22 protein-coding genes are annotated in these 22,023 nt (G+C 64.2%); 19 read left to right on the forward strand and 3 right to left on the reverse strand.

Going from position 1 to position 22,023, the window contains the following annotated elements; all coding sequences use genetic code 11:
- The first annotated feature begins 137 nt into the window (after positions 1-137).
- From AWB79_RS01955 to AWB79_RS02000, 10 genes are all read left to right on the forward strand, one after another.
- On the forward strand, positions 138-1,391 hold the full coding sequence (locus tag AWB79_RS01955) for a dienelactone hydrolase family protein (protein WP_061165670.1): 1,254 nt from the start codon (positions 138-140) through the stop codon (positions 1,389-1,391).
- A 304-nt stretch (positions 1,392-1,695) separates the two neighbouring features.
- Positions 1,696-3,006 carry an adenosylmethionine--8-amino-7-oxononanoate transaminase gene (locus AWB79_RS01960; protein WP_061165940.1) on the forward strand — a complete coding sequence of 437 codons (1,311 nt, stop codon included), beginning with the start codon at positions 1,696-1,698 and terminating at the stop codon, positions 3,004-3,006.
- Positions 3,003-4,193, forward strand: coding sequence for an 8-amino-7-oxononanoate synthase (gene bioF, locus AWB79_RS01965; protein ID WP_082862249.1), 1,191 nt, complete (start codon positions 3,003-3,005; stop codon positions 4,191-4,193). The genes AWB79_RS01960 and bioF overlap by 4 nt, the downstream gene beginning before the upstream one ends.
- Positions 4,190-4,891, forward strand: coding sequence for a dethiobiotin synthase (gene bioD / locus AWB79_RS01970; RefSeq protein ID WP_061165671.1), 702 nt, complete (start codon positions 4,190-4,192; stop codon positions 4,889-4,891). Before bioF ends, bioD begins: the two co-directional genes overlap by 4 nt.
- 4 nt (positions 4,892-4,895) lie before the next feature.
- Positions 4,896-5,945 carry a biotin synthase BioB gene (gene bioB, locus AWB79_RS01975; protein WP_061165672.1) on the forward strand — a complete coding sequence of 350 codons (1,050 nt, stop codon included), beginning with the start codon at positions 4,896-4,898 and terminating at the stop codon, positions 5,943-5,945.
- Positions 5,946-5,957: 12 nt separating this feature from the next.
- Complete coding sequence (locus AWB79_RS01980; RefSeq protein ID WP_061165673.1) at positions 5,958-6,899, forward strand: 2-hydroxyacid dehydrogenase; 942 nt, start codon at positions 5,958-5,960, stop codon at positions 6,897-6,899.
- A 53-nt stretch (positions 6,900-6,952) separates the two neighbouring features.
- Complete coding sequence (locus tag AWB79_RS01985) at positions 6,953-7,876, forward strand: hydroxymethylglutaryl-CoA lyase (protein WP_061165941.1); 924 nt, start codon at positions 6,953-6,955, stop codon at positions 7,874-7,876.
- A 25-nt stretch (positions 7,877-7,901) separates the two neighbouring features.
- Positions 7,902-8,399, forward strand: coding sequence for a YbaK/EbsC family protein (locus tag AWB79_RS01990; protein WP_061165674.1), 498 nt, complete (start codon positions 7,902-7,904; stop codon positions 8,397-8,399).
- A gap of 35 nt (positions 8,400-8,434) precedes the next feature.
- Positions 8,435-8,992, forward strand: a complete 558-nt coding sequence (locus AWB79_RS01995) for a DUF1289 domain-containing protein (RefSeq protein ID WP_232470801.1) — start codon at positions 8,435-8,437, stop codon at positions 8,990-8,992.
- Positions 8,989-9,912 carry an MBL fold metallo-hydrolase gene (locus AWB79_RS02000; RefSeq protein WP_232470786.1) on the forward strand — a complete coding sequence of 308 codons (924 nt, stop codon included), beginning with the start codon at positions 8,989-8,991 and terminating at the stop codon, positions 9,910-9,912. The genes AWB79_RS01995 and AWB79_RS02000 overlap by 4 nt, the downstream gene beginning before the upstream one ends.
- Before the next feature lie 179 nt (positions 9,913-10,091).
- Here AWB79_RS02000 and AWB79_RS02005 read toward each other — a convergent pair whose 3' ends face one another.
- A complete protein-coding gene (locus AWB79_RS02005; protein ID WP_061165675.1) occupies positions 10,092-10,982 on the reverse strand; it encodes an alpha/beta fold hydrolase in 891 nt (296 codons plus the stop codon).
- 285 nt (positions 10,983-11,267) lie between these two features.
- Here AWB79_RS02005 and AWB79_RS02010 point away from each other — a divergent pair, with 285 nt between their 5' ends.
- Complete coding sequence (locus AWB79_RS02010) at positions 11,268-12,230, forward strand: NAD(P)H-dependent flavin oxidoreductase (RefSeq protein ID WP_061165676.1); 963 nt, start codon at positions 11,268-11,270, stop codon at positions 12,228-12,230.
- A gap of 73 nt (positions 12,231-12,303) precedes the next feature.
- Here the strand turns inward: AWB79_RS02010 and AWB79_RS02015 are convergent, their stop codons facing one another.
- Positions 12,304-13,419 carry a porin gene (locus AWB79_RS02015; protein ID WP_061165677.1) on the reverse strand — a complete coding sequence of 372 codons (1,116 nt, stop codon included), beginning with the start codon at positions 13,417-13,419 and terminating at the stop codon, positions 12,304-12,306.
- Between the two features lie 521 nt (positions 13,420-13,940).
- Positions 13,941-14,309, reverse strand: coding sequence for a hypothetical protein (locus tag AWB79_RS02020; RefSeq protein WP_061165678.1), 369 nt, complete (start codon positions 14,307-14,309; stop codon positions 13,941-13,943).
- A gap of 101 nt (positions 14,310-14,410) precedes the next feature.
- Between AWB79_RS02020 and AWB79_RS39280 the strand changes: the two genes are divergently transcribed.
- From AWB79_RS39280 to AWB79_RS02055, 8 genes are all read left to right on the forward strand, one after another.
- Positions 14,411-14,653, forward strand: coding sequence for a hypothetical protein (locus AWB79_RS39280; protein ID WP_157695675.1), 243 nt, complete (start codon positions 14,411-14,413; stop codon positions 14,651-14,653).
- 185 nt (positions 14,654-14,838) lie between these two features.
- Positions 14,839-15,858 carry a bile acid:sodium symporter family protein gene (locus AWB79_RS02025; protein WP_061165679.1) on the forward strand — a complete coding sequence of 340 codons (1,020 nt, stop codon included), beginning with the start codon at positions 14,839-14,841 and terminating at the stop codon, positions 15,856-15,858.
- A 307-nt stretch (positions 15,859-16,165) separates the two neighbouring features.
- Positions 16,166-17,203, forward strand: a complete 1,038-nt coding sequence (locus AWB79_RS02030; RefSeq protein ID WP_082862255.1) for an acyl-CoA dehydrogenase family protein — start codon at positions 16,166-16,168, stop codon at positions 17,201-17,203.
- Positions 17,191-17,982, forward strand: a complete 792-nt coding sequence (locus tag AWB79_RS02035) for a PIG-L deacetylase family protein (protein WP_061165681.1) — start codon at positions 17,191-17,193, stop codon at positions 17,980-17,982. The genes AWB79_RS02030 and AWB79_RS02035 overlap by 13 nt, the downstream gene beginning before the upstream one ends.
- Entirely contained in the window at positions 17,979-18,599 is a 621-nt protein-coding gene (locus AWB79_RS02040) for a class I SAM-dependent methyltransferase (protein WP_061165682.1), read from the forward strand. Before AWB79_RS02035 ends, AWB79_RS02040 begins: the two co-directional genes overlap by 4 nt.
- A gap of 184 nt (positions 18,600-18,783) precedes the next feature.
- Positions 18,784-19,803 carry a LacI family DNA-binding transcriptional regulator gene (locus AWB79_RS02045; protein WP_061165683.1) on the forward strand — a complete coding sequence of 340 codons (1,020 nt, stop codon included), beginning with the start codon at positions 18,784-18,786 and terminating at the stop codon, positions 19,801-19,803.
- The gene (locus AWB79_RS02050; protein WP_096031491.1) at positions 19,800-21,071 is read left to right on the forward strand and encodes an AGE family epimerase/isomerase; all 1,272 of its coding nucleotides are present in this window, start codon (positions 19,800-19,802) and stop codon (positions 21,069-21,071) included. Before AWB79_RS02045 ends, AWB79_RS02050 begins: the two co-directional genes overlap by 4 nt.
- Positions 21,072-21,076: 5 nt before the next feature.
- Positions 21,077-21,988 carry a carbohydrate kinase family protein gene (locus AWB79_RS02055; RefSeq protein ID WP_061165685.1) on the forward strand — a complete coding sequence of 304 codons (912 nt, stop codon included), beginning with the start codon at positions 21,077-21,079 and terminating at the stop codon, positions 21,986-21,988.
- Positions 21,989-22,023 lie beyond the last annotated feature (35 nt).

Consider the following 22,023-nt stretch of genomic DNA (forward strand, 5'->3'; position numbering starts at 1 on the left):
CTTTTCCTGGCATGACTCCCGGAATCCGCAACCGATACTGCTCTTCGAGAGCAGCGCGATAGGTTTGTGACTTCAAAAATCAGACGTTGGGGCTTGGCCGTTCAACGCCTTATTGGAAGCGCAGTCGGAGTTCACGGATGGGGATCAGGACCTGGGTCATCGGATGCAGCATGGTGTGCTCGCTCGCGGCGTCGTTCGTCACGACCGCGGCGCGCGCCGAGCCGATCGGCGGCGTGCGCCAGTCCGAAGGCCTCCAGGCTCCCGCATTCGGCCAGGCGTCCCACATTCCCGATTCGCTCGACGCGAGCCTTCCCGCCGCCACCAGCGGCCTGAACGAAAGCGTCATCCAGATTCCCGAAGCCGACATCTCGCTCGAAACCACGGTGTTCAAGCCGGACGGTGCGGGCCCGTTCCCGATGATCGTCTTCAACCACGGCAAGCTTCCCGGCGACTCGCACGCGCAGCCGCGCAATCGTCCGGTCGCGCTCGCGCGTGAGTTCGTGCGTCACGGTTATATCGTGGTCGTGCCGAACCGCCGCGGTTTCGCGGGCTCGGGCGGCGAATACGCCGGCCACGGCTGCAACGTCGAGGCGAACGGCTTCGCGCAGGCGCAGGACGTCGCGGCAACCGTCGCGTACATGAGCGCGCAGCCGTATGTGGACAAGACGCACATCGTCGTCGCGGGCACGTCGCACGGCGGCCTGACGACCATGGCCTATGGCGCGCGCGATGCCGTTTCGGCACCCGGCGTGCGCGGTCTCATCAACTTCTCGGGCGGCTTGCGTCAGGACGAATGCGCGGGCTGGCAAAAGAACCTCGTCAACGCGTTCGGCGACTATGGCCAGAACGTGCGTCTGCCGTCGCTGTGGCTTTACGGCGACAACGACTCCGTCTGGCAAGGCGATCTGTCCGCGCAGATGTACGCCGCGTTCACGTCACACGGCGCACAGGCCGACATGGTCGATTTCGGCAGCTACAAGAACGACGCGCACCGCCTCGTCGGCGATCGCGACGGCGTGCAGATCTGGTGGCCGCGCGTGAAGGCCTTCCTTGCGCAGATCGGCATGCCGACCGCCGTGCAGTACCAGGTTTCCGAACCGCACATGCCGAAGGCGACCAACTTCGCCGATCTCGATTCGGTGCAGTCCGTGCCGTACGTCGATGAAAACGGCCGCGCCGGCTACCGCAACTTCCTCTCGCAGTATTCGAGCCGCGCGTTCGCCGTGTCGGATTCGGGCGCGTGGTCGTGGGCCGAAGGCGGCGACGACCCGATGTCCGTCGCCATCGCCAGTTGCCAGAAGCAGAGCGCCGATCCGTGCCGGCTCTACGCGGTGAACAATCGCGTGGTGTGGAACGATCGGGCGGCCGAGACGCAGACCGCATCGCGCTGAACGCTCCCTCTTCGCCACTTCGGAACGCCGGCCTGCGCGCCGGCGTTTGCTTTTCCCAAACCGCATCTTCCACGTCATTGCACCGACAACGCATCGATTTGAGCGACGTTGCGCGCGATAGCGCGTTTTCGCATTTCCGTTGGGCGCTCACGCACGCTCAAAAAACCTTCCGATTACGGAAGGTACGGCAGCTTTTAGGGATAATTGACTGGCGCAGCTTTCCCGGCATTTCTCCAGTAACGCAGGCGCTTGCATGCCTGCCGATGTATCCGGCCCGCAACGCGCGCGGGCCTGGGAGCCGTTTTTGAACACAGAAGCCAATCAAGACTGGGTGACACGCTCGCTCGCTGCCGTGTGGCATCCGTGCACCCAGATGAAGCATCACGAGCGCGTGCCGCTCGTGCCGATCGCGCGCGGCAAGGGCGCGTGGCTCTTCGACCACGAAGGCAACCGCTATCTCGATTCGATCAGTTCGTGGTGGGTCAACCTTTTCGGTCACGCGAACGACGATATCAACCGCGCGTTGAAGGATCAGCTCGACACGCTCGAGCACGCGATGCTCGCCGGCTGCACGCACGCGCCGGCGGTCGAGCTGGCCGAGCGTCTTTCCGCGCTCACGGATCGCACGCTCGGCCATGCGTTTTTCGCGTCGGACGGCGCGTCGGCGGTCGAAATCGCGCTGAAGATGAGCTTTCACTTCTGGCGCAATCGCGGGCAGGGCGAGAAGCGCGAATTCGCGTGTCTCGCCAACAGTTACCACGGCGAAACCATCGGCGCGCTCGGCGTGACGGATGTCGCCATCTTCAAGGACGCTTACGATCCGCTGATCCGTCACGCGCATGTGGTCGCGTCGCCGGCGGTGGCGGGCGTCGATGAGGCCATCGCCGCAATGCGCGCGCTTTTCGAGCAACGCGCGGACACGCTCGCCGCCGTGATCGTCGAGCCGCTCGTGCAATGCGCGGCGGGCATGGCGATGTACGACGCGTCGTATCTCACGCGCCTGCGCGCGTTGTGCGACGAGTTCGGCGTGCATCTGATCGCCGATGAAATCGCGGTCGGCTGCGGGCGCACCGGTACATTCTTCGCATGCGAGCAGGCAGGCATCTGGCCGGATTTCATCTGCCTGTCGAAAGGCATCAGCGGTGGTTACCTGCCGCTTTCGATCGTCCTGACCCGCGACGCCATCTACGCCGCCTTCTACGACGACGATTTGACGCGCGGTTTCCTGCATTCGCACTCGTACACCGGCAATCCGCTCGCGTGCCGGGCCGCGTTGGCCACGCTCGATCTGTTCGAGAGCGCCGACGTGCTCGCAGAGAACCGGCGCAAGTCGGCGTTATTGCGCGAGGCGTTGCAAGCGCAAGTCGGCCAGCACGAACGCGTGAAGAACCTGCGCAATTGCGGCACGATCTTCGCCTTCGATGTCGATATCGACGACAGGACGTTCTCGCGCCGTTTCTACGCTCACGCATTGCAGCGCGAACTGCTGATGCGTCCCATCGGCACCACGGTGTACATGATGCCGCCGTACATCCTCACCGATGACGAACTCGCGCTGCTCGCGCAACGCACGCGCGAGACGCTCAACGCCACGCTCGCGGAGAACGCCGCATGAGCACGACGGCCGGAATGCTCTACGAAACGCTCGAACAAGGCCTGAAGGATATCGATGCGCGCGGCCTGCGCCGCCGCCGCAAGACCATCGACGGCGCGTGTTCGGCACATATGACCGTCGATGGCCGCGCGATCGTCGGCTTCGCGAGCAACGATTATCTCGGCCTCGCCGCGCACGATGCGCTGCGCGCGGCGCTGGCCGAAGGCGCGTCGCTGTATGGCGCGGGCAGCGGCGGTTCGCATCTGCTCGGCGGTCATTCGCGCGCGCACGCGCAACTCGAAGACGATCTCGCCGCGTTCTCGGGCGGTTTCGTCGACAATCCGCGCGCGCTGTACTTCAGCACCGGCTACATGGCGAACCTCGCGGTGGTGACCGCGCTCGCCGGACGCGGCACGCTCGTGTTTTCGGACGCGCTGAACCACGCGTCGCTGATCGATGGCGTGCGCCTGTCGCGCGCCGAGACGCAGATCTATCCGCACGCGGACATGGACGCGCTCGACGCCATGCTCGACGCCTCGCGCGACGAAACCGCGACGAAGCTGATCGTCACCGATACGGTGTTCAGCATGGACGGCGACATCGCGCCGCTCTCGCGCCTCGTCGAGCTGGCGGAGAAATACGGCGCTTGGCTCGTCGTCGATGACGCGCACGGCTTCGGCGTGCTCGGTCCGCAAGGGCGCGGCGCGCTCGCGCACTACGCGCTGCGCTCGCCGCATCTCGTCTATGTCGGCACGCTCGGCAAGGCGGCGGGCGTGTCGGGCGCGTTCGTCTGCGCCGATGAAACGGTCGTCGAATGGCTGATTCAACGCGCGCGTCCGTATATCTTCACGACGGCGTCCGCGCCGGCGGTCGCGCATGCGGTGTCGAAGAGCATCGAGATCATTGCGGGCGATGAAGGCGACCAAAGGCGCGCGCATCTCGCCGCGCTGATCGAAACCACGCGCGCAATGCTGAAACGCACGCGCTGGATGCCGGTCGATTCGCATACCGCCGTGCAGCCGCTCGTGATCGGCGGCAACGACGAGACACTGGAACTCGCCGCCGCACTCGACAAACACGGACTCTGGGTGCCCGCGATTCGTCCGCCGACGGTTCCGGCGGGCACCTCGCGCCTGCGCATTTCGCTTTCCGCCGCGCACAGCGAGGACGATCTCGCGCGCCTCGATCACGCCTTGAATTCGCTATGACCGCTTTATCTTTTTTCGTCGCCGGAACCGATACGGAAATCGGCAAGACGCTTGTCTCTTCCGCGCTGCTGCACGGCTTCGCGCGCGCCGGCCTGCGCGCCGCCGCGATGAAGCCGATCGCCTCGGGCGCGGTCGAGCGCGATGGCGTGCTGCACAACGAAGACGCCGATCAGCTCGATGCCGCCGCGACCGTCGCGCTGCCGAACGAAATCCGCACGCCGTTCATGATGCGCGAGCCTATCGCGCCGCATATCGCCGCGGCGCGCGAGGGCATCGCGCTGGATATCGGGCGGATCGTCGAGGCGCATCGCGTCGCCGTGACGCAAGCGGACGTCGTCGTGGTGGAAGGCGTCGGCGGCTTTCGCGTGCCGCTCGACGACACGCACGACACCGCCGACCTCGCGGTCGCGCTCGGCTTGCCGGTGGTGCTCGTCGTCGGCATGCGGCTCGGCTGCATCAGCCACGCGCTGCTCACGGTCGAAGCGATCACGTCGCGCGGTCTGAAACTCGCGGGCTGGGTCGCGAATCGCGTCGATCCGGACATGCTTTATCCCGACCAAAACATCGCTACGCTCGAACAACGCATCAAAGCGCCGCTCATCGGCGTGATTCCGCATCTCGCGCCAACGGATGCAAAGCGCGCAGCCGAGTCGCTCGACATCGGCGTTTTACAAGACCAGCTTTACCGAAAGGACTGAACCCATGACGCAATCCATCGCCGCCGAGAACCTTTCCACGACCACGCCGCAACCGATGCAGCGCTGGCGCGTCGCAGATGTCGTCGCGCTGTACGAGTTGCCGTTCAACGACCTGCTGTATCGCGCGCAGACCGTGCATCGCGAACACTTCGATCCGAACGCCGTGCAGTTGTCCACGCTGCTGTCCATCAAGACGGGCGGCTGCGAGGAGGATTGCGCTTACTGTCCGCAGTCGGTGCATCACGACACGGGCCTGAAAGCCGAAAAGCTGATGGACGTGGACGAAGTACTGAAGGCGGCCGAAGTCGCGAAGTCCAACGGCGCGACGCGCTTTTGCATGGGCGCGGCGTGGCGCAATCCGAAGGACCGTCATCTGGAGCCGATCAAGGACATGATCCGCGGCGTGAAGGCGATGGGCCTCGAAACCTGCGTGACGCTCGGCATGCTGGAAGCGCATCAGGCGCAAGGCCTGCGCGATGCCGGTCTCGATTACTACAACCACAATCTGGATACATCGCCGGAGTTCTACGGCCAGATCATTTCGACGCGCACGTATCAGGATCGCCTCGACACGCTCGAACACGTGCGCGACGCGGGCATCAACGTGTGCTGCGGAGGCATCGTCGGCATGGGCGAGTCGCGCCGTGAGCGCGCCGGGCTGATCTCGCAGCTCGCGAACATGGAGCCGTATCCGGAATCGGTGCCGATCAACAACCTCGTGCAAGTCGCGGGCACGCCGCTCACCGGCGTCGACGCGCTCGATCCGTTCGAGTTCGTGCGCACGATCGCGGTCGCGCGCATCACGATGCCCAAAGCGATGGTGCGCCTCTCCGCCGGCCGCGAGCAGATGGATGAAGCCTTGCAGGCGCTGTGCTTCGCGGCGGGCGCGAACTCGATCTTCTACGGCGACCAGCTTCTGACGACGAGCAACCCGCAAGCAGAGGCCGACCGCAAGCTGATCGAGCGGCTGGGCATGCGCGCGGAAGCAGCGCAGAACACGGGCGCCGAGCATGCGGAGCGCTCGTGCGGACACACGCACGCGCACGCGAATTAAACTCACTCGGTCATGAAAATCATCTTCTACGAGAAGGGCGCCGATATCGACGCGTGGCTCGGCGGCCTCAAGCGCGAGTTGCCGGACGCCGATCTGCGAGTGTGGGAGCCGGGCGACACCGCGCCCGCCGATTACGCAATCGTCTGGCGCGCGCCGCGCGAGCTCTTCGCGAACCGGCCCGATCTTCAGGCCGTGTTCAACCTGGGCGCGGGCGTCGACGCGATCCTCGATGTCGAACGCAAGGAGCCGGGCACCCTGCCGCCGAACGCGAAGCTAGTGCGGCTGGAGGACACCGGCATGGCGCAGCAGATGGTCGAGTACGCGAGCTATTGCGTGCTGCGCTATCTGCGCCGCTTCGACGCATACGACGCGCTGCAACGCGAGGGCCGCTGGGAAAAGCTGCCGCAACACGCGCGCGAGTCGTTCACGGTCGGCGTGCTCGGATTGGGCGTGCTGGGCGCGGAAGTCGCGAAAAGCCTGCTGAAGCTCGGCGTGCCGGTGCGCGGCTACAGCCGCACGCCGAAGTCGATCGAAGGCGTGCAGGTTCATGCCGGTCCTGAACAGTTCGATGCGTTCCTCGACGGCGTGAAGGTGCTCATCAACCTGCTCCCGCACACGCCGGACACCGAAGGCATTCTGAACACGCGCACATTCGACAAGCTCTCGCGCGGCGCGTATCTGGTGAACGTGGCTCGCGGACCGCATCTGGTCGATACGGATCTCGTCGCCGCGCTCGACCGAGGCCAGATCGCCGCCGCAACGCTCGACGTGTTTCACACCGAGCCGCTGCCGCAGGATCATCCGTTCTGGACGCACCCGCGCGTCTCGGTGACGCCGCATATCTCGGCGGAAACCTTGCGCGAGGAAAGCATCGTGCAGATCGCCGGCAAGATCCGTGCGTTGGCGCGCGGCGAGCCGATCAGCGGCATCGTCGATTTCAGGCGCGGATACTGAACGGATCGAAAGCGCATAGAACCGAACCGCATCGGATGGAAAAGGAGACAAACATGATTCCCGCCAAAGTAAAAATCGTCGAAGTCGGACCGCGCGACGGCCTGCAGAACGAGAAGGAGTTCGTGCCCACCGAAACCAAGATCGAGCTCGTGAACCGGCTCGCGAATGCGGGCGTCGTGAACGTGGAATCGACCTCGTTCGTCTCGCCCAAATGGGTGCCGCAGATGTCCGACGCCACAGCCGTCATGGCCGGCATCGAGCGCCGTCCGGGCACGATCTACTCGGTGCTCACGCCGAACATGCGCGGCTTCGAAGGCGCGCTCGAATCGAAAGCCGATGAAATCGTGATCTTCGGCGCGGCGAGCGAGGCGTTCTCGCAGAAGAACATCAACTGCAGCATCGCGGAGAGCATCGCGCGCTTCGAGCCGGTGGCAAAAGCCGCGAAGGACGCCGGCATGCGCCTGCGCGGCTCCATTTCGTGCGCGCTCGGCTGCCCGTATCAGGGCGAAGTGAGCATCGAATCCGTGGTGGATGTGGTCGAGCGCATGAAGGCGCTGGGCTGCGACGAAATCGATATCGCCGACACGATCGGCGTCGGCACGCCCAGGCGCACCCGCGAAGTGCTCGCGGCGGCGCAGAAGGTATTTCCGCGCGAGCGCCTTTCCGGGCACTTCCACGACACGTACGGGCAGGCGGTCGGCAACATCTATGCGGCGCTGCTCGAAGGCATCGAGATTTTCCATGCGTCGGTGGCGGGCCTGGGCGGCTGCCCGTATGCGAAGGGCGCGACCGGCAACGTTGCGACTGAAGACGTCGTCTATCTGATGAACGGGCTCGGCATCGAGACGGGCATCGATCTGGATCAGCTCGTCGAGATCGGCGATTTCATTTCGCGCGCCATCGGCAAGCCGAGTTCGTCGCGCGCCGGACGTGCGATCTTCACGAAGAAGCGCGACGGCGCGGCGGCCTGCGTCTGAAGCCCAACGAAAATCCAGGACAACGATGATCGATCAATTACCCGATTCGGCGCGACGCGTCGCGCTCATGTTGAAGGACCGCGGCCATCCGCACGACGTCGTGATGCTGCCCGAAACCGGCAAGACCTCGGCTGAAGCGGCAGCCGGACTCGGCTGCTCGATCGCGCAGATCGCCAAGTCGATTCTGTTCCGCCGCCGCGACGACGACGCGCCCGTGCTCGTGATCGCGAGCGGCGCGAATCGCGTCGACGAGGCGAAGGTCGCGGCGCGCGTCGGCGCATTGGCGCGCGCGGACGCCAAGTTCGTGCGCGAGAAGACCGGCTATGCGATCGGCGGCGTGTGCCCGATCGGCCACGCGGTCACGCCCGTCACGCTGATCGACGAAGATCTGCTCGCGCTCGAAAGCCTGTGGGCCGCGGCCGGACACCCGCACGCCGTCTTCAATCTGTCGCCGCAGGAGTTGATCGAGCTGACAGGCGCGCCGGTCGTCGACGTCGCGTTGCGCGAGACGGCCGAGTCATGAGCGACGTGGCGTCGCCGTGCGTCGACGTCTGCCGCATGAATCCGGAAACCGGCTTTTGCGATGGCTGCTTTCGCACCATCGACGAAATCGCCGCGTGGGCGTCCTCGGACGACGACGAGAAGCGCGCGGTGCTCGCGCGCGCCGAGAGCCGCCGGCTTGGCGCGCGCATTGTGACGATCGGCGAATCGTTCGAAGCGACGCTCGCGCTGCCATCCGGTTCGATCAAACATTTCGCGACGCTCGTCAATGACCTCAATCCCCTGCACCACGACGACGCGCTTGCGCGCGCCAGCCGCTTCGGTTCGCTGATCGCATCGGGCACGCAGCCGACCGCGCATCTGATGGCCATGCTGGCCACGCATTTCTCCCGTTACGCGCAGCCGCTCGGACTCGAATTCGGCATCAGGCTGACGCGCGCCGTGAAAGCCGACGACGTCCTCACGATGTCCTGGCGCGTGGTCGAGGCGAAGTGGAAAGCCAGCCTGAACGGCGATCTCGTCAAGCTCGAAGGCGGCGCGGTGAATCAACTCGACGAGCCGGTGATGAAGGCGTCGGCGACCATCGTCGTGATGCATAAGGAGCGCGCGACGTGAACGTGCTACCGCAACCGCTCCGGAACGCGATGACGGTGTTCGAGCGCGGCTGGCTCTCGTCGAACAATGTGCTGTTCGCCAGCGCGGACGGCGCAGCCATCGTCGATACCGGCTATGCGTCGCACGCGCCGCAGACGCTCGCACTGGTGCAGCGGCAACTCGGCGCGCGCAAGCTCGATCTGATCGTCAACACCCATCTGCATTCCGATCATTGCGGCGGCAACGCGCTGCTGCAGCACACCTACGCGTGCGACACGCTGATACCCGCAAGCGAAGCGCACGCCGTGCGCGACTGGGACGAAGGCGCGCTCACGTTCCGCGCCACCGGCCAGCGCTGCGAGCGCTTCGGTTTCACGGGCACGATCGAACACGGCGCGATGCTCGCGCTCGGCGGCTTCGAGTGGAACGTGCTCGGCGCGCCCGGCCATGATCCGCATTCGCTGATGCTTCACTGCGCTGAAATGCGCGTGCTGATCAGCGCGGACGCGTTGTGGGAAAACGGCTTCGGCGTGATCTTTCCCGAACTCGAAGGCGCGAGCGGATTCGCGGAAGAACGCGCGGTGCTCGAGCTGATTTCGCAACTCGACGTCGATGTCGTGATTCCCGGCCACGGCGCGCCGTTCACGGACGTGGCGCGCGCGCTCGACATCGCGCGTTCGCGGCTCGACTATCTGCAGGCCGATCCCGCGCGCAACGCGAAGAATGCGCTCAAGGTACTGATCGTGTTCAAGCTGATGGAGGTCCGCGCGATGACGCTCGACGCGCTCGTCTCGATGACGGAAAACGCCCGCTCGATGCGCGCCGCCGCCGATGTGCTCGCACCGTCTCACGAACGCCGGGCGCTGGTGGAGAGAATCGTCGGAGAACTGGCGCGCGGCGGGGCGGTGAAGGTGAGCGGAGAAATGGTGTCGGCCGCCTGAAGCAAACCGGCCGCACAAAAAGAAAGCCGCTTGTCAGCTACGGCAAGCGGCAGAATCATATGGACGTGATCAACGTCCAGGGTATCGTAGCGCGACACTATTTGACGTGCATCGGTGCTTTCCCTACAGAATCTTTAACGCGTGCCCGAACTGCGTAAGACTCTATGGCGGCGGACGTTTCAGGGCGCGTCCGCTTCGAAGAACGCCAGTATTTCGGTGAGCAGCGCATCGGGCGCCTCCTCGGGAATATAGTGCCCGCACGGCAGCGCGCGGCCGCTCACGTCGCGCGCAACACGACGCCATAGCGCGAGCGCATCGAAGCAGCGCTCGATCACGCCCTGCTCGCCCCACAGCACGCGCAACGGACATGCGATCTTCAACCCGCGCTCGAGGTCCGCGCGATCGTGCTCCAGGTCGATGCCCGCCGACGCGCGATAGTCCTCACATATCGCGAAGATCGTACCGGGCGACGCCAGCGCATCGCGATACGCCTGCAACGCATGCGGCGCGAACGGCGCGAGGCCCGCATGCCGGTTGCCCATCACGCGATCGATATACCCAGCCGGATTGCCGCCGATCAGCAACTCGGGCAACGGCGTCGGCTGAATCAGGAAGAACCAGTGGAAATACGCGGTCGCGAATTCGCGATCGGTGGCTTCGTACATCGCAAGCGTCGGCGCGATATCGAGCAGCATCAGGCGATCGACGGCATCGGGGAAATCCATCGCCATGCGATACGCGACGCGCGCACCGCGATCGTGCGCGCAGACGAGAAAACGCTCGAAGCCGAAGTGACGCATCACCGCGACCTGGTCCGCTGCCATCGCGCGCTTCGAATAAGGCGTGTGACGCGCATCGCTCTTCGGTTTGCCCGACGCGCCATAGCCGCGCAGGTCGGTCGCGATCACGGTGAAGTGCCGGGCCAGTTGGCCGGCGCACTTGTGCCAGATTTCGTGAGTCTGCGGATGGCCGTGCAACAGCAATAACGGCGGCCCGTCTCCCCCCTTCACTCCGACGATTTCCACACCTCCCGCATCGACGCGAAACGGCTCGTAGTCTCCGAAAGACATGATGTTTTCTTGTTCGTGGCGTAGCGGACCATTGTAGGCGTGGATGAGCCTGGCCGAGGGGCCTGAGCGCGCGCGCGAACGAAAACCGAAGGTTTCCTCAGAATCCGCCAGAGTGCCGGAAGACACGCGTGCGTATAATAGAACGATCGTGCATTTAACGGCGCGCCGCCGAAATCGGGTGGCCTGATGCGCCGCGTTCTTCAGCAAAGTGAATCGGACTTACAAATTCGTGCGGCGCCCTTAGAATGGTCTCAGCGCTGCAGATACACTCAGGAGACTCGTGCCATGGCTTTGCCCGCCATCTTGCAGCACCTCGCGTTGCCCGTCGTCGGCTCGCCGATGTTCATCGTCAGTTATCCCGAGCTCGTGCTTGCGCAATGCAAGGCGGGTATCGTCGGTTCGTTTCCCGCCCTGAACGCACGTCCCGCCGAGCTGCTCGACGAATGGCTCACGCAGATCCAGGCCTCGCTCGCGGAGCACAAGGCCGCGAATCCGGATGCGGTCATCGGCCCGATCGCGGTCAATCAGATCGTTCATCAGTCGAATGCGCGACTCGAGCAGGACGTGCGCGTGTGCGTGGAGCACAAGGTGCCGATCTTCATCACGAGCCTGCGCGCGCCAGTGCGCGAAATGATCGACGCGGTGCATTCGTATGGCGGCATCGTGCTGCATGACGTGATCAATCTGCGGCACGCGCAGAAGGCGCTCGAGGCGGGCGTCGATGGACTGATTCTCGTCGCGGCGGGCGCGGGCGGCCATGCGGGCACGACCTCCCCGTTCGCGCTCGTGGGCGAAGTGCGGCGCATCTTCGACGGTCCGATCGTGTTGTCCGGCGCGATCGCCAACGGCGGCTCCATTCTCGCCGCGCAGGCGATGGGCGCCGACCTCGCCTACATGGGCACGCGCTTCATCGCGACGAAGGAATCGCACGCACAGGAAAGCTACAAGCGCTCGATCGTCGATTCGAACGCGGCCGACATCATCTACACGAATCTGTTCACGGGCGTGCACGGCAATTACATCCGCGAGAGCATCGTCAACGCGGGGCTCGATCCGGACGCGCTGCCCGTCTCGGATAAAACCGCGATGAACTTCGCGGACGGCACGAGCAAGGCGAAGGCGTGGAAGGATATCTGGGGCGCGGGCCAGGGCGTCGGTCTGATGAACGACGTGCCGAGCGTGGCGGAACTGGTCGGCCGGCTCAAGCGCGAATACGACGACGCGAAGGCGCGGCTCGCAATCCGCTGATTTTTTCCGCCGCTGAAACGAAACACCGCGCTCCAGGCGCGGTGTTTCGTTTGATTCAGACGCTTGTCGCTTGTCAGAACTTCGCGCGGATGCCGACGCCGAAGGTATCGCCCGACGACATGCTCGTGTACTTGTCGTTCAGGTACGCCGCATAGACGTCAGTGCGCTTGGACAGCGGATAGTCGTAGCCCAGCGCCCAGCTCTTGTGCGTCTGGTCGAGGCCGCCGTTGCTGCGCGAGTAGGCGTACGACGCCATCACCGTGCCCGGGCCGACCGGAATCGTCACGCCGCCCTGCCCCGTGTTGACGTGGAAGCTGCTGCCGGGACCTTCGTAGTCGTTCTTCGTGTACATGTACTGCGCGAAGAATTTCACGTACTTCAAGTCGTAGGACGCGCCGAGCTGGCCGACACTCTGGCTCTTGTAGCCGGGCGTCGCGAAGCCGTCGACGGAAGTCAGATCGCCCGGCGTGTTATTGAAGTTGACATACTGATAGACGCCGGTCGCCGCGAACGGGCCGTGGAAGTACAGGAATTGCGCGCTCCACTTCTTCGAGCGGCCGTCGCCCGCCTGGTTGCCGAACGCGTACATGACGCTGCCCGACAGGCCGTTGAAGTCCGGCGACGTGTACTGCACCGCGTTGTTCCAGCCCGAATCGCCGATCACGCCCTGATCCGTGCGATACGTCGGGAACGTGCCGGCGCCGAGGAACACGTGATAGACCATCGGCGAGAAGACGTACGAGTCGACGAACGGGTTGAAGAGAATCGTCGAGACGAAGAGTTGCGTGGTCAGGCGGCCCGTCGTGAGGGTGCCGATCGGGCCTTGAATGCCTACGTACGAGTTACGCGCGAAGAAGGTATCGCCCTGGAATCGGCCATACTGGCCGTTCTGCGCGCGGAAGAAGCTTTCCAACGTGAAGATGGCCTTGTAGCCGCCGCCCAGATCTTCGGCGCCCTTCAAGCCCCAGTACGACGTCGACATGCCGCCGCCGCTCACGTTCCATGCGCGATCGCCGCCCGGAAATTTCTGAGCGCCGACCCATTCGTCGACCTGCCCGTACAGCGAAACGCTCGACTGCGCGTGTGCCGCGCCCGCGGCAAAAAGGCCGAGCATGGCTGCGGCGACTGCGGTGGCCTTGACCGTTGCTCTCACCGTAGTCTTCGGCGCACGGTTGACGGTTGACTTCATGAACTCTCCTGTCTTTGTCGAAAATTGAAAACTTGGCGGGCGAGGGGCGTTGCACTCGCCTCGTCTGACCGGCGTGACGGTTTAATGGGCGAGAGAGGCATCGCGTGTGGAGCGGCACCATCTTTACGGACCATTTATCCGGTCAAAAATGTTTTTGGTTATTACGGGTATAGCGATCTGGATAATGCCGACCGTACGCACTCGCAGCAAAACGCCCGCTGTCGCGCGTGCGGGTCGATTTCGCTGAAAGCAATGCCTGACGAAGCGAGCGCCGACGCGCCTCAGCGACATCGAAATCAATTTGAAATGTTGGAAAAGAGACTTTTCCTGACGCAGTCGCATTGTCCGCGCGGGGAATACGCAGCGGGATGCTCGAAAGAAAATCGATGTTCGACTGTGGCGAGATTACGTCAGCGTGACGGCCGAACTAGACGCGCGATTATTTTTTTGTCTTGCGTAGCCGCCGACGCGACGCGCGTCGATGACGCGGATCGGACCCTTGAATTGAACCGCGGGAAGAATCAGTTGCGATAGTTCGCGTTGGCGGGCGTGCGCGAATCGTCGGCCGGACGGCCGGGCGGCCGCGGCAGGCTACGTTCTTCGTTGTAACGCGTGATGTCGGCGCGGATCGACCCCGCGCCGCGCAGGGGAACCGCCTGGTCGACACGCGGCACCGGACGGACTTCGGCGCTTACGGGCGTCAAACCGTCTTTCGCGGCAACCGGCGTGTAGTGCAACGATTGCCTGCTGTTTGCAGAATCGCTGAAAACCGCCGACGACAGCCATTCCGCGCGGGGGCCTGCAAGGGCGAACGAACCCGCCACCGCTAGCGCGCCGAGCGCTGCGGAAACGAAAAGCCGGGTAGTCTTGCGAAAGCCAGTAAGCGCCATGTCGAAACTGCGTGCGTCCGACCCTATTCCCGTCCGCGATATCGGCAGCGTCTGGCCGTCGATTCAGTCGGACAACCGGCCGTAGTCGGAACTTCCGGGTCATGCCATCGAAGACGATGCAAAAGACCCGCCGGCCGGTGTATCCCACAATTTATTTCGCGCCGCGGCGACAGTCGAGCCAAAAAGTGTTAGGCCTGCTCGATGGTTGTAACACCATGTTACGTCAGAGTTTTTCGGGTTCCGCGAGCGTTTCGGACGACCAATCATGTGATGAAATTTCTGCTCTATTTTCCTCATTTGGCTGGGCGTTGCCGGTCGATAAAGAGGCGTGCGTACCGGCGTGAATGTTGCTAATCGACGGACGGCTGAACGAATTGATCCGACGCTTTCATGCGCGAATGGAATCAATGAATCGATGAAATGAATTTGCCAATTTAATCGGGTACAAGCGAAAATCATGGTTTTCCATGACTTGACGCCGGAAACGCCGGTCGCGGCGGCCCGACACGTCCGAGTGCGAGAATCTTGAATGGCACGGCCCAAACTTCTTCCTGACAATTTCACGCTGGCGCTGATCGGCACGGTCATCATCGCGAGCTTCCTGCCGTGCCGCGGCGGCGTGGCGGTGGCGTTCAACTGGATCACGAATGTCGCCATCGGCCTGCTGTTCTTTCTGCACGGCGCCAAGCTTTCGCGCGAGGCGATCATTGCCGGCGCGACGCACTGGCGCTTGCATTTGGTCGTCCTCTTGAGCACTTTCGCGCTGTTTCCGGTGCTCGGGCTCGTGCTCAAGCCGGTGCTGATGCCGCTCGTGACGCCCGCGCTCTACACCGGCATCCTGTTTCTTTGCACGCTGCCATCCACCGTGCAGTCTTCCATTGCCTTCACTTCCATGGCCAAGGGCAACGTGCCGGCCGCAGTGTGCAGCGCGTCCGCTTCGAGTCTGCTCGGCATCTTCATTACGCCAGCGCTCGTCGGGCTGGTCGTGAGCAATCATGGCGCGACGACCGGCTCGCCGTGGCACACCGTCGGCAATATCACGCTGCAGTTGCTCGTGCCGTTCATTGCCGGGCAATTGCTGCGGCCGGCGATCGGTAGGTGGATCGACCGACATCGGTCGATGCTCAAGTTCGTCGATCAGGGCTCGATTCTGCTGGTCGTGTACGTTGCATTCAGCGAAGCAGTGAACGAAGGCATCTGGCATTCGATCTCGCTCGCGACACTCGCCGGCCTGCTCGCGGTCAATGTCCTCCTGCTCGCGGCCGCGCTCTGCATCACGGCGTTCACGGCCAAGCGACTCGGCTTTTCCCGCGCCGACCAGATCACGATCATTTTCTGCGGCTCGAAGAAGAGCCTGGCTTCCGGCATTCCGATGGCGAAAGTGATCTTCGCTTCGCACGCAGTCGGCGCGGTCGTGCTCCCGCTCATGCTCTTCCATCAGATCCAGCTCATGGTGTGCGCCGTGCTCGCGCAGCGCTGGGGCGCACGCAAGACGGCCTCCGAACCGGTCCGCGAAAACAAGCGCGTGGGAACGCCCGCGCGCCACTGAAACGCACCTGCCCTGCCTCATCTTCACTCCCTCCTCTGACGAAGGCCGCCGTGTGCGGCCTTTGTGTCATTTGAGCCTGCCCCTGGGCGGGTGTCGATTCGGCCGAATGGCATAAGCCTGAACGCCTGCCTGTTCGCATGAAGTTGCGGATGAATCCAGTCCGTCGTCCGACGTTTGCGCCTACGCCTTTTGGCCGACTGGCGGGCCGGGCATGTGCCTTGCCACACTTCTGTTCAGAGGCGTGCGAAACGAACGTGACGCACGCCTTGAGGACTCCACGCGACCCAAGTCAAAAATGGAACGAACGATGAACCTGGTCGAGCATCAGGCGACGGCATCCGCGTTGCGAGCGTTTCTCGACGAAATGTCTTATGAGCGAGGCAGCGCTCCGGACGCGGGAAGCGCACTGCGCGCGCTCATCGACGCACGCCTCGACCGGTTGCCACTGCCGGGGCGTGGCAATACCGCGGAGCGCTGGCGCGCGCTGGGTACAGTCGCAGCGTTCGACCTCTCGCTCGTCAAGCTGTACGAAGGCCATACCGACGCCCTCGCGATCCTCGCCGAACTCTCCGCGGGGCATCCGGACGCTGGCAGCGCGTGGGCCGTGTGGGCGGCGGAGCCGCCTGACGCACGGCTTGCGGCGCTGGGGCCCGCCGAAACCGAGACAGTGCTGCTGCATGGCACGAAGGCCTGGTGCTCCGGAGCCGCCTCGGTTACGCATGCGCTTCTGACCGCGTGGAACGAGCGGAACGAACCGGTTCTCGCCGCCGTCGACTTGCGCCAGCCGGGCGTGCAGGTTACCGATGCCGGCTGGCAGGCCGTCGGCATGAAAGCGAGCGCCAGTGTCGATGTTCGCTTCGAGCGCGTGCCCGCCCGACGCCTCGGCGCGCCGCGCGCCTATCTCGAGCGCCCCGGATTCTGGCAAGGCGGCGCCGGGATCGCCGCGTGCTGGTTCGGTGCGGCGGCCGGGATCGCCGCGTTCGTCGCTCGCGACGCCCGGCGGCGGCCGGGTCACCACAAACTGGTTCATCTCGGCGCTATCGACGTGACGCTCAGCGCCACTGCGGCGCTGCTGCGCGAGACGGCGGCATTCATCGATCGCCAGCCACAGGCGGATTCAATGCTCCAGGCAATGCGCGCCCGTCTCGCCGCGGAACGCACGGCCACATGCGTGGTTGAGCGGGCCGGCCGCGCGCTGGGGGCGGGGCCGCTATGCCGCGACGCACATTTCGCGCAACTCATGGCGGACTTACCGGTATTCATTCGACAAAGCCACGCCGAGCGGGACGAAGCTTCGCTCGCCGAGCGTGTCATCGCGGAGGAAAGGATTTCATGGCAAGTGTGACCATCCAGACGCCGAAGGATCGACCGGCCAACGACCGCGAGATATCCGGCAAGGGCACTCCGGAAGCGGCATGGCAGGGGTGGGCGCGGCTCGGCGCGCTGCCCGAGGTCGATCCGGGCGAGCTCGTGCCCTTCGGCGCGAGAGCTGTCGTCGTTGCGCCACACCCCGACGACGAAGTGCTAGGCACCGGCGGACTGCTCGCGCGTCTGTCGGAGATCAGCCGGAACATTCTGATTATCGCCGTGACGGACGGCACAGCGAGCCACCCGGATTCGCGCGAATGGCCACCGGATCGCCTTGCGCGCGTACGTCCGCAGGAAACAAGGGAAGCGCTGCAGCGCTTGCATCTGCGTCAGGTGCAAGTTGTCCGGCTGGGCCTGCAAGATGGCGACGCAGCTCAGTTCGAAGCGGAGTTATTAGGATCACTATCAAATCATCTTCAACCAGGCGATATCGTTTTCACTACGTGGCGCTATGATGGGCACCCCGACCACGAGGCGGCCGGGCGCTCCGTCCATTCCGTGGCCGATGCGCTCGAACTGCCTTGCGTCGAAGTGCCGCTCTGGACGTGGCACTGGGCGTCGCCGGACGATACGCGCGTGCCATGGAGCCGTGCTCGCCGCATCGTTCTGGACGACGCCACGCACGCCCGAAAACTTCGGGCCGTGCAGGCTTTCCGGAGCCAGATCGAACCCGATGCCGGAACAGGTCATGCGCCAGTCCTGCCTGAGCATGTGCTGGCCCGACTGACCCGGCCTTTCGAAGTTGTACTCATATGATCACAGACAACAAAAATACTAAGCAGTACTTCGATGATCTATATCGCGGCAGCGACGACCCCTGGAAGATCAGGAATCGCTGGTATGAACGGCGCAAGCGCACGCTCACGCTCGCCTCGCTTCCCCACGAACGCTACGGGCGCGTGTTCGAGCCTGCGTGCGGCAACGGGGAACTGACCGCGCAGCTCGCCCCACGCTGCGAGGAACTTGTCGCAACGGACGTCGCCGAGGACGCCGTCGCGCTGACACGCCGGCGCGTGGCGGAATTTCCGCACGTCAAAGTCCAGCAGATGGTTCTCCCTGATTCATGGCCGGGAGGCACGTTCGACCTGGTCGTGCTCAGCGAGATAGGTTATTACCTTGACGAACCGCAGCTATGGCATATCGTCGAACACATCCATCAGAGCTTGTCGCGCGACGGCGCGGTAGTCGCGTGCCATTGGCGTCGCCCTATCGAAGGCTGGACGCAGAATGGCGACGAAGTGCACGCGAAACTACGTGGCCGCATGAGTCTGCCGCTGCTCTGCCACTACTGGGACGACGATCTCGTGCTCGATGTCTGGACACCCGACAAACAATCCGTCCACGACCGAGAGGCGCTTCGAAGTGTTTTTTGACTTTTACTAAACAAACAAACCGCAAGGAATCTCATATATAACAAGGCTCTACTGGTTTTCTCCAATTCGTTGAACGGTGCTTTTCGAGTTTTTTACTATACAATCGCCGTCAACAAGCGAATCGGGTCGTGCGCGATAAACATTATGCCGGCCAGAAGAACACGCGGAGACAGAGAACACCACGATGGCCACAACCATTCGCGATGTCGCGCGCGCGGCAAGCGTCTCGATCGGGACGGTTTCGCGCGCGCTCAAGAATCAACCGGGCTTGTCCGAGGCAACGCGCGTACGCGTCGTCGAGGTTGCACAGCAATTGGGCTACGACTCCGGACAGTTGCGCACGCGCATTCGCCGCGTGACGTTCCTGCTGCATCGGCAGCACAACAATTTCGCCGTCAGCCCCTTTTTCTCGCACGTGCTGCACGGCTTCGAGGAAGCCTGTCGCGAGCGGCGGCTCGTGCCGTCGGTGCTCACCGCCGGCCCCACGCACGATCTCGCCCAGCAAATGCGCTTGCACGCACCCGACGCCATCGCGGTCGCGGGCTTCGTCGAACCGGAACTGCTCGCCCATCTTCATGCGCTCGCGCGTCCGACCGTGCTCATCGACCTGCGCGCGCCAGGGTTTCGCTCGGTGAATATCGACAACGTGAAAGGCGCGTCGCTCGCCATGCAGCATCTGTTCGGCAAGGGCAAACGGCGTATCGCCTTCATCGGCGGATCGCTTGCGCACTACAGCATCGCGCAGCGTGCGCTCGGGTATCGGAAGGCTTATTTCGACGCGGGCCTGCTCTTCGATCCGACGCTGGAAATCACCACGCAGCCTGGCCTGCCCGCCGATCTCGCCGCCGCCGACGCCATGGAGCGCCTGATCGCCGACGCCCGCGCGCAATCCATGCCGCTGCCCGACGCCGTTTTCGCCTATAACGATGCAGCGGCCCTCGCCGCAATGCGCGTCTGCCTCGCGCACGGGCTGCGCGTGCCGGATGACATCGCGTTCGTCGGTTTCGACGATATCCCGGCGGCCGCGCAGAGCATGCCGCCGCTTTCGACCGTGACCGTCGACAAGGAAGCGCTCGGGCGCCGCGGCGTCGAGTTGCTGCTGGAAGATCCATCGAGCGCGCCGAGCCACGCCGACACGCTCGTCGCCGTCAATTTCGTTCCGCGCGCGAGCTCGGGCACGAAACAGGACATCAGGACGCCATGAACATGACCGCCTCACCGGCCGTTACAGCAATCGAGGAAATCGAGGAAAGCGCGCCGGCACCACGCGCGCTCGACTTCCGCAGCCGCGACTTCCTGCTCTCGCACGTGCGCGACACGCTCGCGTTCTACGCGCGCGAGGCTCGCGACCCATCCGGCGGCTTCTTTCACTTCTTCAAGGACGACGGCAGCGTGTACGACCGCACGACGCGCCACCTCGTCAGCAGCACGCGCTTCGTCTTCAATTACGCGATGGCGTACCGGCATTTCGGCGACGCCTGCTATCAGGACGACGCGCGTCACGCTTTCCGATTCCTGCGCGACGCCCACTGGGACGCTCAGCTCGAAGGCTACGACTGGGAAATCGAGTGGCGCGGCGGCCAGAAGCGCACGCTCGACGGCACGCGCCACTGCTACGGCATGGCCTTCGTGCTGCTCGCCTGCGCGCACGCGGCGATGGCCGGCGTCGACGAAGCGAAACCGCTGATCGGCGAAACCTTCGCGTTGATGGAGAAGCGCTTCTGGGACGCAGACGCCGGCCTGTACGCCGACGAAGCCACGGCCGACTGGCAGCTTTCCGACTATCGCGGGCAGAACGCCAACATGCACGCGACCGAGGCGCTGCTCGCCGCGTACGAGGCGACCGGTCATGTGATCTATCTGGATCGCGTGTCGATCATCGCCGCCAATATCACGATGCGGCAGGCGCGGCTTTCGAACGGCATGGTGTGGGAGCACTTCCATCGCGACTGGTCGGTCGACTGGCACTACAACGAATCGGACAGCTCGAACATTTTCCGGCCGTGGGGTTTTCAGCCCGGGCATCAGACCGAATGGGCCAAGCTGCTGCTGATTCTGGAGCGGCATCGCGCGTTGCCGTGGCTCGCGCCGCGCGCCATCGAACTGTTCGATGCGGGCTTCGGCCGCGCGTGGGACAGCCGTCACGGCGGCCTGTATTACGGCTTCGGCCCGGACGACACCATCTGCGACCACGACAAGTATTTCTGGGTGCAGGCGGAAAGCTTCGCGGCGGCGGCGCTGCTCGGCGCGCGCACGGGCCGCGAGCGTTTCTGGGATTGCTACGACGAACTCTGGCGCTATAGCTGGGCGCACTTCGTCGATCACGAACACGGCGCGTGGTATCGCATTCTCACGTGCGACAACCGCAAGTACGGCGACGAGAAAAGTCCCGCCGGCAAGACCGACTATCACACGATGGGCGCGTGCTACGAAGTGCTGAACGCGCTCTCTTCGTCTCAAATCTCACGGTGACAACGATGGCAAGCGAGCAAACGAACTTCCCGCAATTCGTATCGGCCGGCGACATCCTCACCGACATGATCCGCACGGACGTGTCGAGCTGGCTTTCGCGTCCGGGCGGCGCGGGCTGGAACGTCGCGCGCGCGGTGGCGCGACTCGGCCTGCCCACGGCCTCCGCGGGCTCGCTCGGCGTCGACAATTTCTCCGACGACCTCTGGGAAGCCAGCGTCGCGTCCGGCCTCGACATGCGCTTCATGCAGCGCGTCGAGCGTCCGCCGCTGCTCGCGATCGTCCACAAGACGCAGCCGCCCACTTATTACTTCATGGGCGAAAACGGCGCCGATCTGGCCTTCGATCCGTCGAAGCTGCCGTCCGGGTGGATGGAGCGGGTGAAATGGGCGCATTTCGGCTGCATCAGCCTCGTGCGCCAGCCGCTCGGCAGCACACTCGCGAAGCTCGCCGCGCAACTGCGCGAGCACGGCGTGAAGATCAGCTTCGACCCGAATTACCGCAATCTGATGGAGCACGGCTACGAGCCGATCCTGCGCAACATGGCGAGCCTCGCCGATCTCATCAAGGTGTCGGACGAAGACCTGCACATGCTGTTCAAGGGCATGCCCGAGGCGGAGGCGCTCGCGAAAATCCGTGCGATGAACCCGCAGGCCACCGTGCTCGTCACGCGGGGCTCGGCCGAAGCCACGCTCTACGCCGGCGACAAGCAGTACAACGCGCGCCCGCCGAGCGTCGAAGTGGCGGATACGGTCGGCGCGGGCGATGCGTCCATCGGCGGATTGCTTTACAGCCTGATGGCGCGCCACGGCGAATGGCCGGATCACCTGAAGTTCGCGCTCGCGGCGGGCGCGGCGGCGTGCAGACATTCCGGCGCGCATTCGCCCTCGCTGGAAGAGGTCGAGGAACTGCTTAAATAAGCGTCGCACGCGTTACATATCAGCGTGCTAGCATG

Source organism: Caballeronia hypogeia (assembly GCF_001544875.2).
Taxonomy (GTDB): domain Bacteria; phylum Pseudomonadota; class Gammaproteobacteria; order Burkholderiales; family Burkholderiaceae; genus Caballeronia; species Caballeronia hypogeia.

Bases quoted from the DNA above. Each gene is read 5' to 3' on its own strand.
- AWB79_RS01955 (WP_061165670.1), top strand. From the start codon at position 138: ATGGGGATCAGGACCTGGGTCATCGGATGCAGCATGGTGTGCTCGCTC.
- bioF (WP_082862249.1), top strand. From the start codon at position 3,003: ATGAGCACGACGGCCGGAATGCTCTACGAAACGCTCGAACAAGGCCTG.
- bioD (WP_061165671.1), top strand. From the start codon at position 4,190: ATGACCGCTTTATCTTTTTTCGTCGCCGGAACCGATACGGAAATCGGC.
- bioB (WP_061165672.1), top strand. From the start codon at position 4,896: ATGACGCAATCCATCGCCGCCGAGAACCTTTCCACGACCACGCCGCAA.
- AWB79_RS01980 (WP_061165673.1), top strand. From the start codon at position 5,958: ATGAAAATCATCTTCTACGAGAAGGGCGCCGATATCGACGCGTGGCTC.
- AWB79_RS01985 (WP_061165941.1), top strand. From the start codon at position 6,953: ATGATTCCCGCCAAAGTAAAAATCGTCGAAGTCGGACCGCGCGACGGC.
- AWB79_RS01990 (WP_061165674.1), top strand. From the start codon at position 7,902: ATGATCGATCAATTACCCGATTCGGCGCGACGCGTCGCGCTCATGTTG.
- AWB79_RS01995 (WP_232470801.1), top strand. From the start codon at position 8,435: ATGAATCCGGAAACCGGCTTTTGCGATGGCTGCTTTCGCACCATCGAC.
- AWB79_RS02005 (WP_061165675.1), bottom strand. From the start codon at position 10,982: ATGTCTTTCGGAGACTACGAGCCGTTTCGCGTCGATGCGGGAGGTGTG.
- AWB79_RS02010 (WP_061165676.1), top strand. From the start codon at position 11,268: ATGGCTTTGCCCGCCATCTTGCAGCACCTCGCGTTGCCCGTCGTCGGC.
- AWB79_RS02015 (WP_061165677.1), bottom strand. From the start codon at position 13,419: ATGAAGTCAACCGTCAACCGTGCGCCGAAGACTACGGTGAGAGCAACG.
- AWB79_RS02020 (WP_061165678.1), bottom strand. From the start codon at position 14,309: ATGGCGCTTACTGGCTTTCGCAAGACTACCCGGCTTTTCGTTTCCGCA.
- AWB79_RS39280 (WP_157695675.1), top strand. From the start codon at position 14,411: ATGCCATCGAAGACGATGCAAAAGACCCGCCGGCCGGTGTATCCCACA.
- AWB79_RS02025 (WP_061165679.1), top strand. From the start codon at position 14,839: ATGGCACGGCCCAAACTTCTTCCTGACAATTTCACGCTGGCGCTGATC.
- AWB79_RS02030 (WP_082862255.1), top strand. From the start codon at position 16,166: ATGAACCTGGTCGAGCATCAGGCGACGGCATCCGCGTTGCGAGCGTTT.
- AWB79_RS02035 (WP_061165681.1), top strand. From the start codon at position 17,191: ATGGCAAGTGTGACCATCCAGACGCCGAAGGATCGACCGGCCAACGAC.
- AWB79_RS02040 (WP_061165682.1), top strand. From the start codon at position 17,979: ATGATCACAGACAACAAAAATACTAAGCAGTACTTCGATGATCTATAT.
- AWB79_RS02045 (WP_061165683.1), top strand. From the start codon at position 18,784: ATGGCCACAACCATTCGCGATGTCGCGCGCGCGGCAAGCGTCTCGATC.
- AWB79_RS02050 (WP_096031491.1), top strand. From the start codon at position 19,800: ATGAACATGACCGCCTCACCGGCCGTTACAGCAATCGAGGAAATCGAG.
- AWB79_RS02055 (WP_061165685.1), top strand. From the start codon at position 21,077: ATGGCAAGCGAGCAAACGAACTTCCCGCAATTCGTATCGGCCGGCGAC.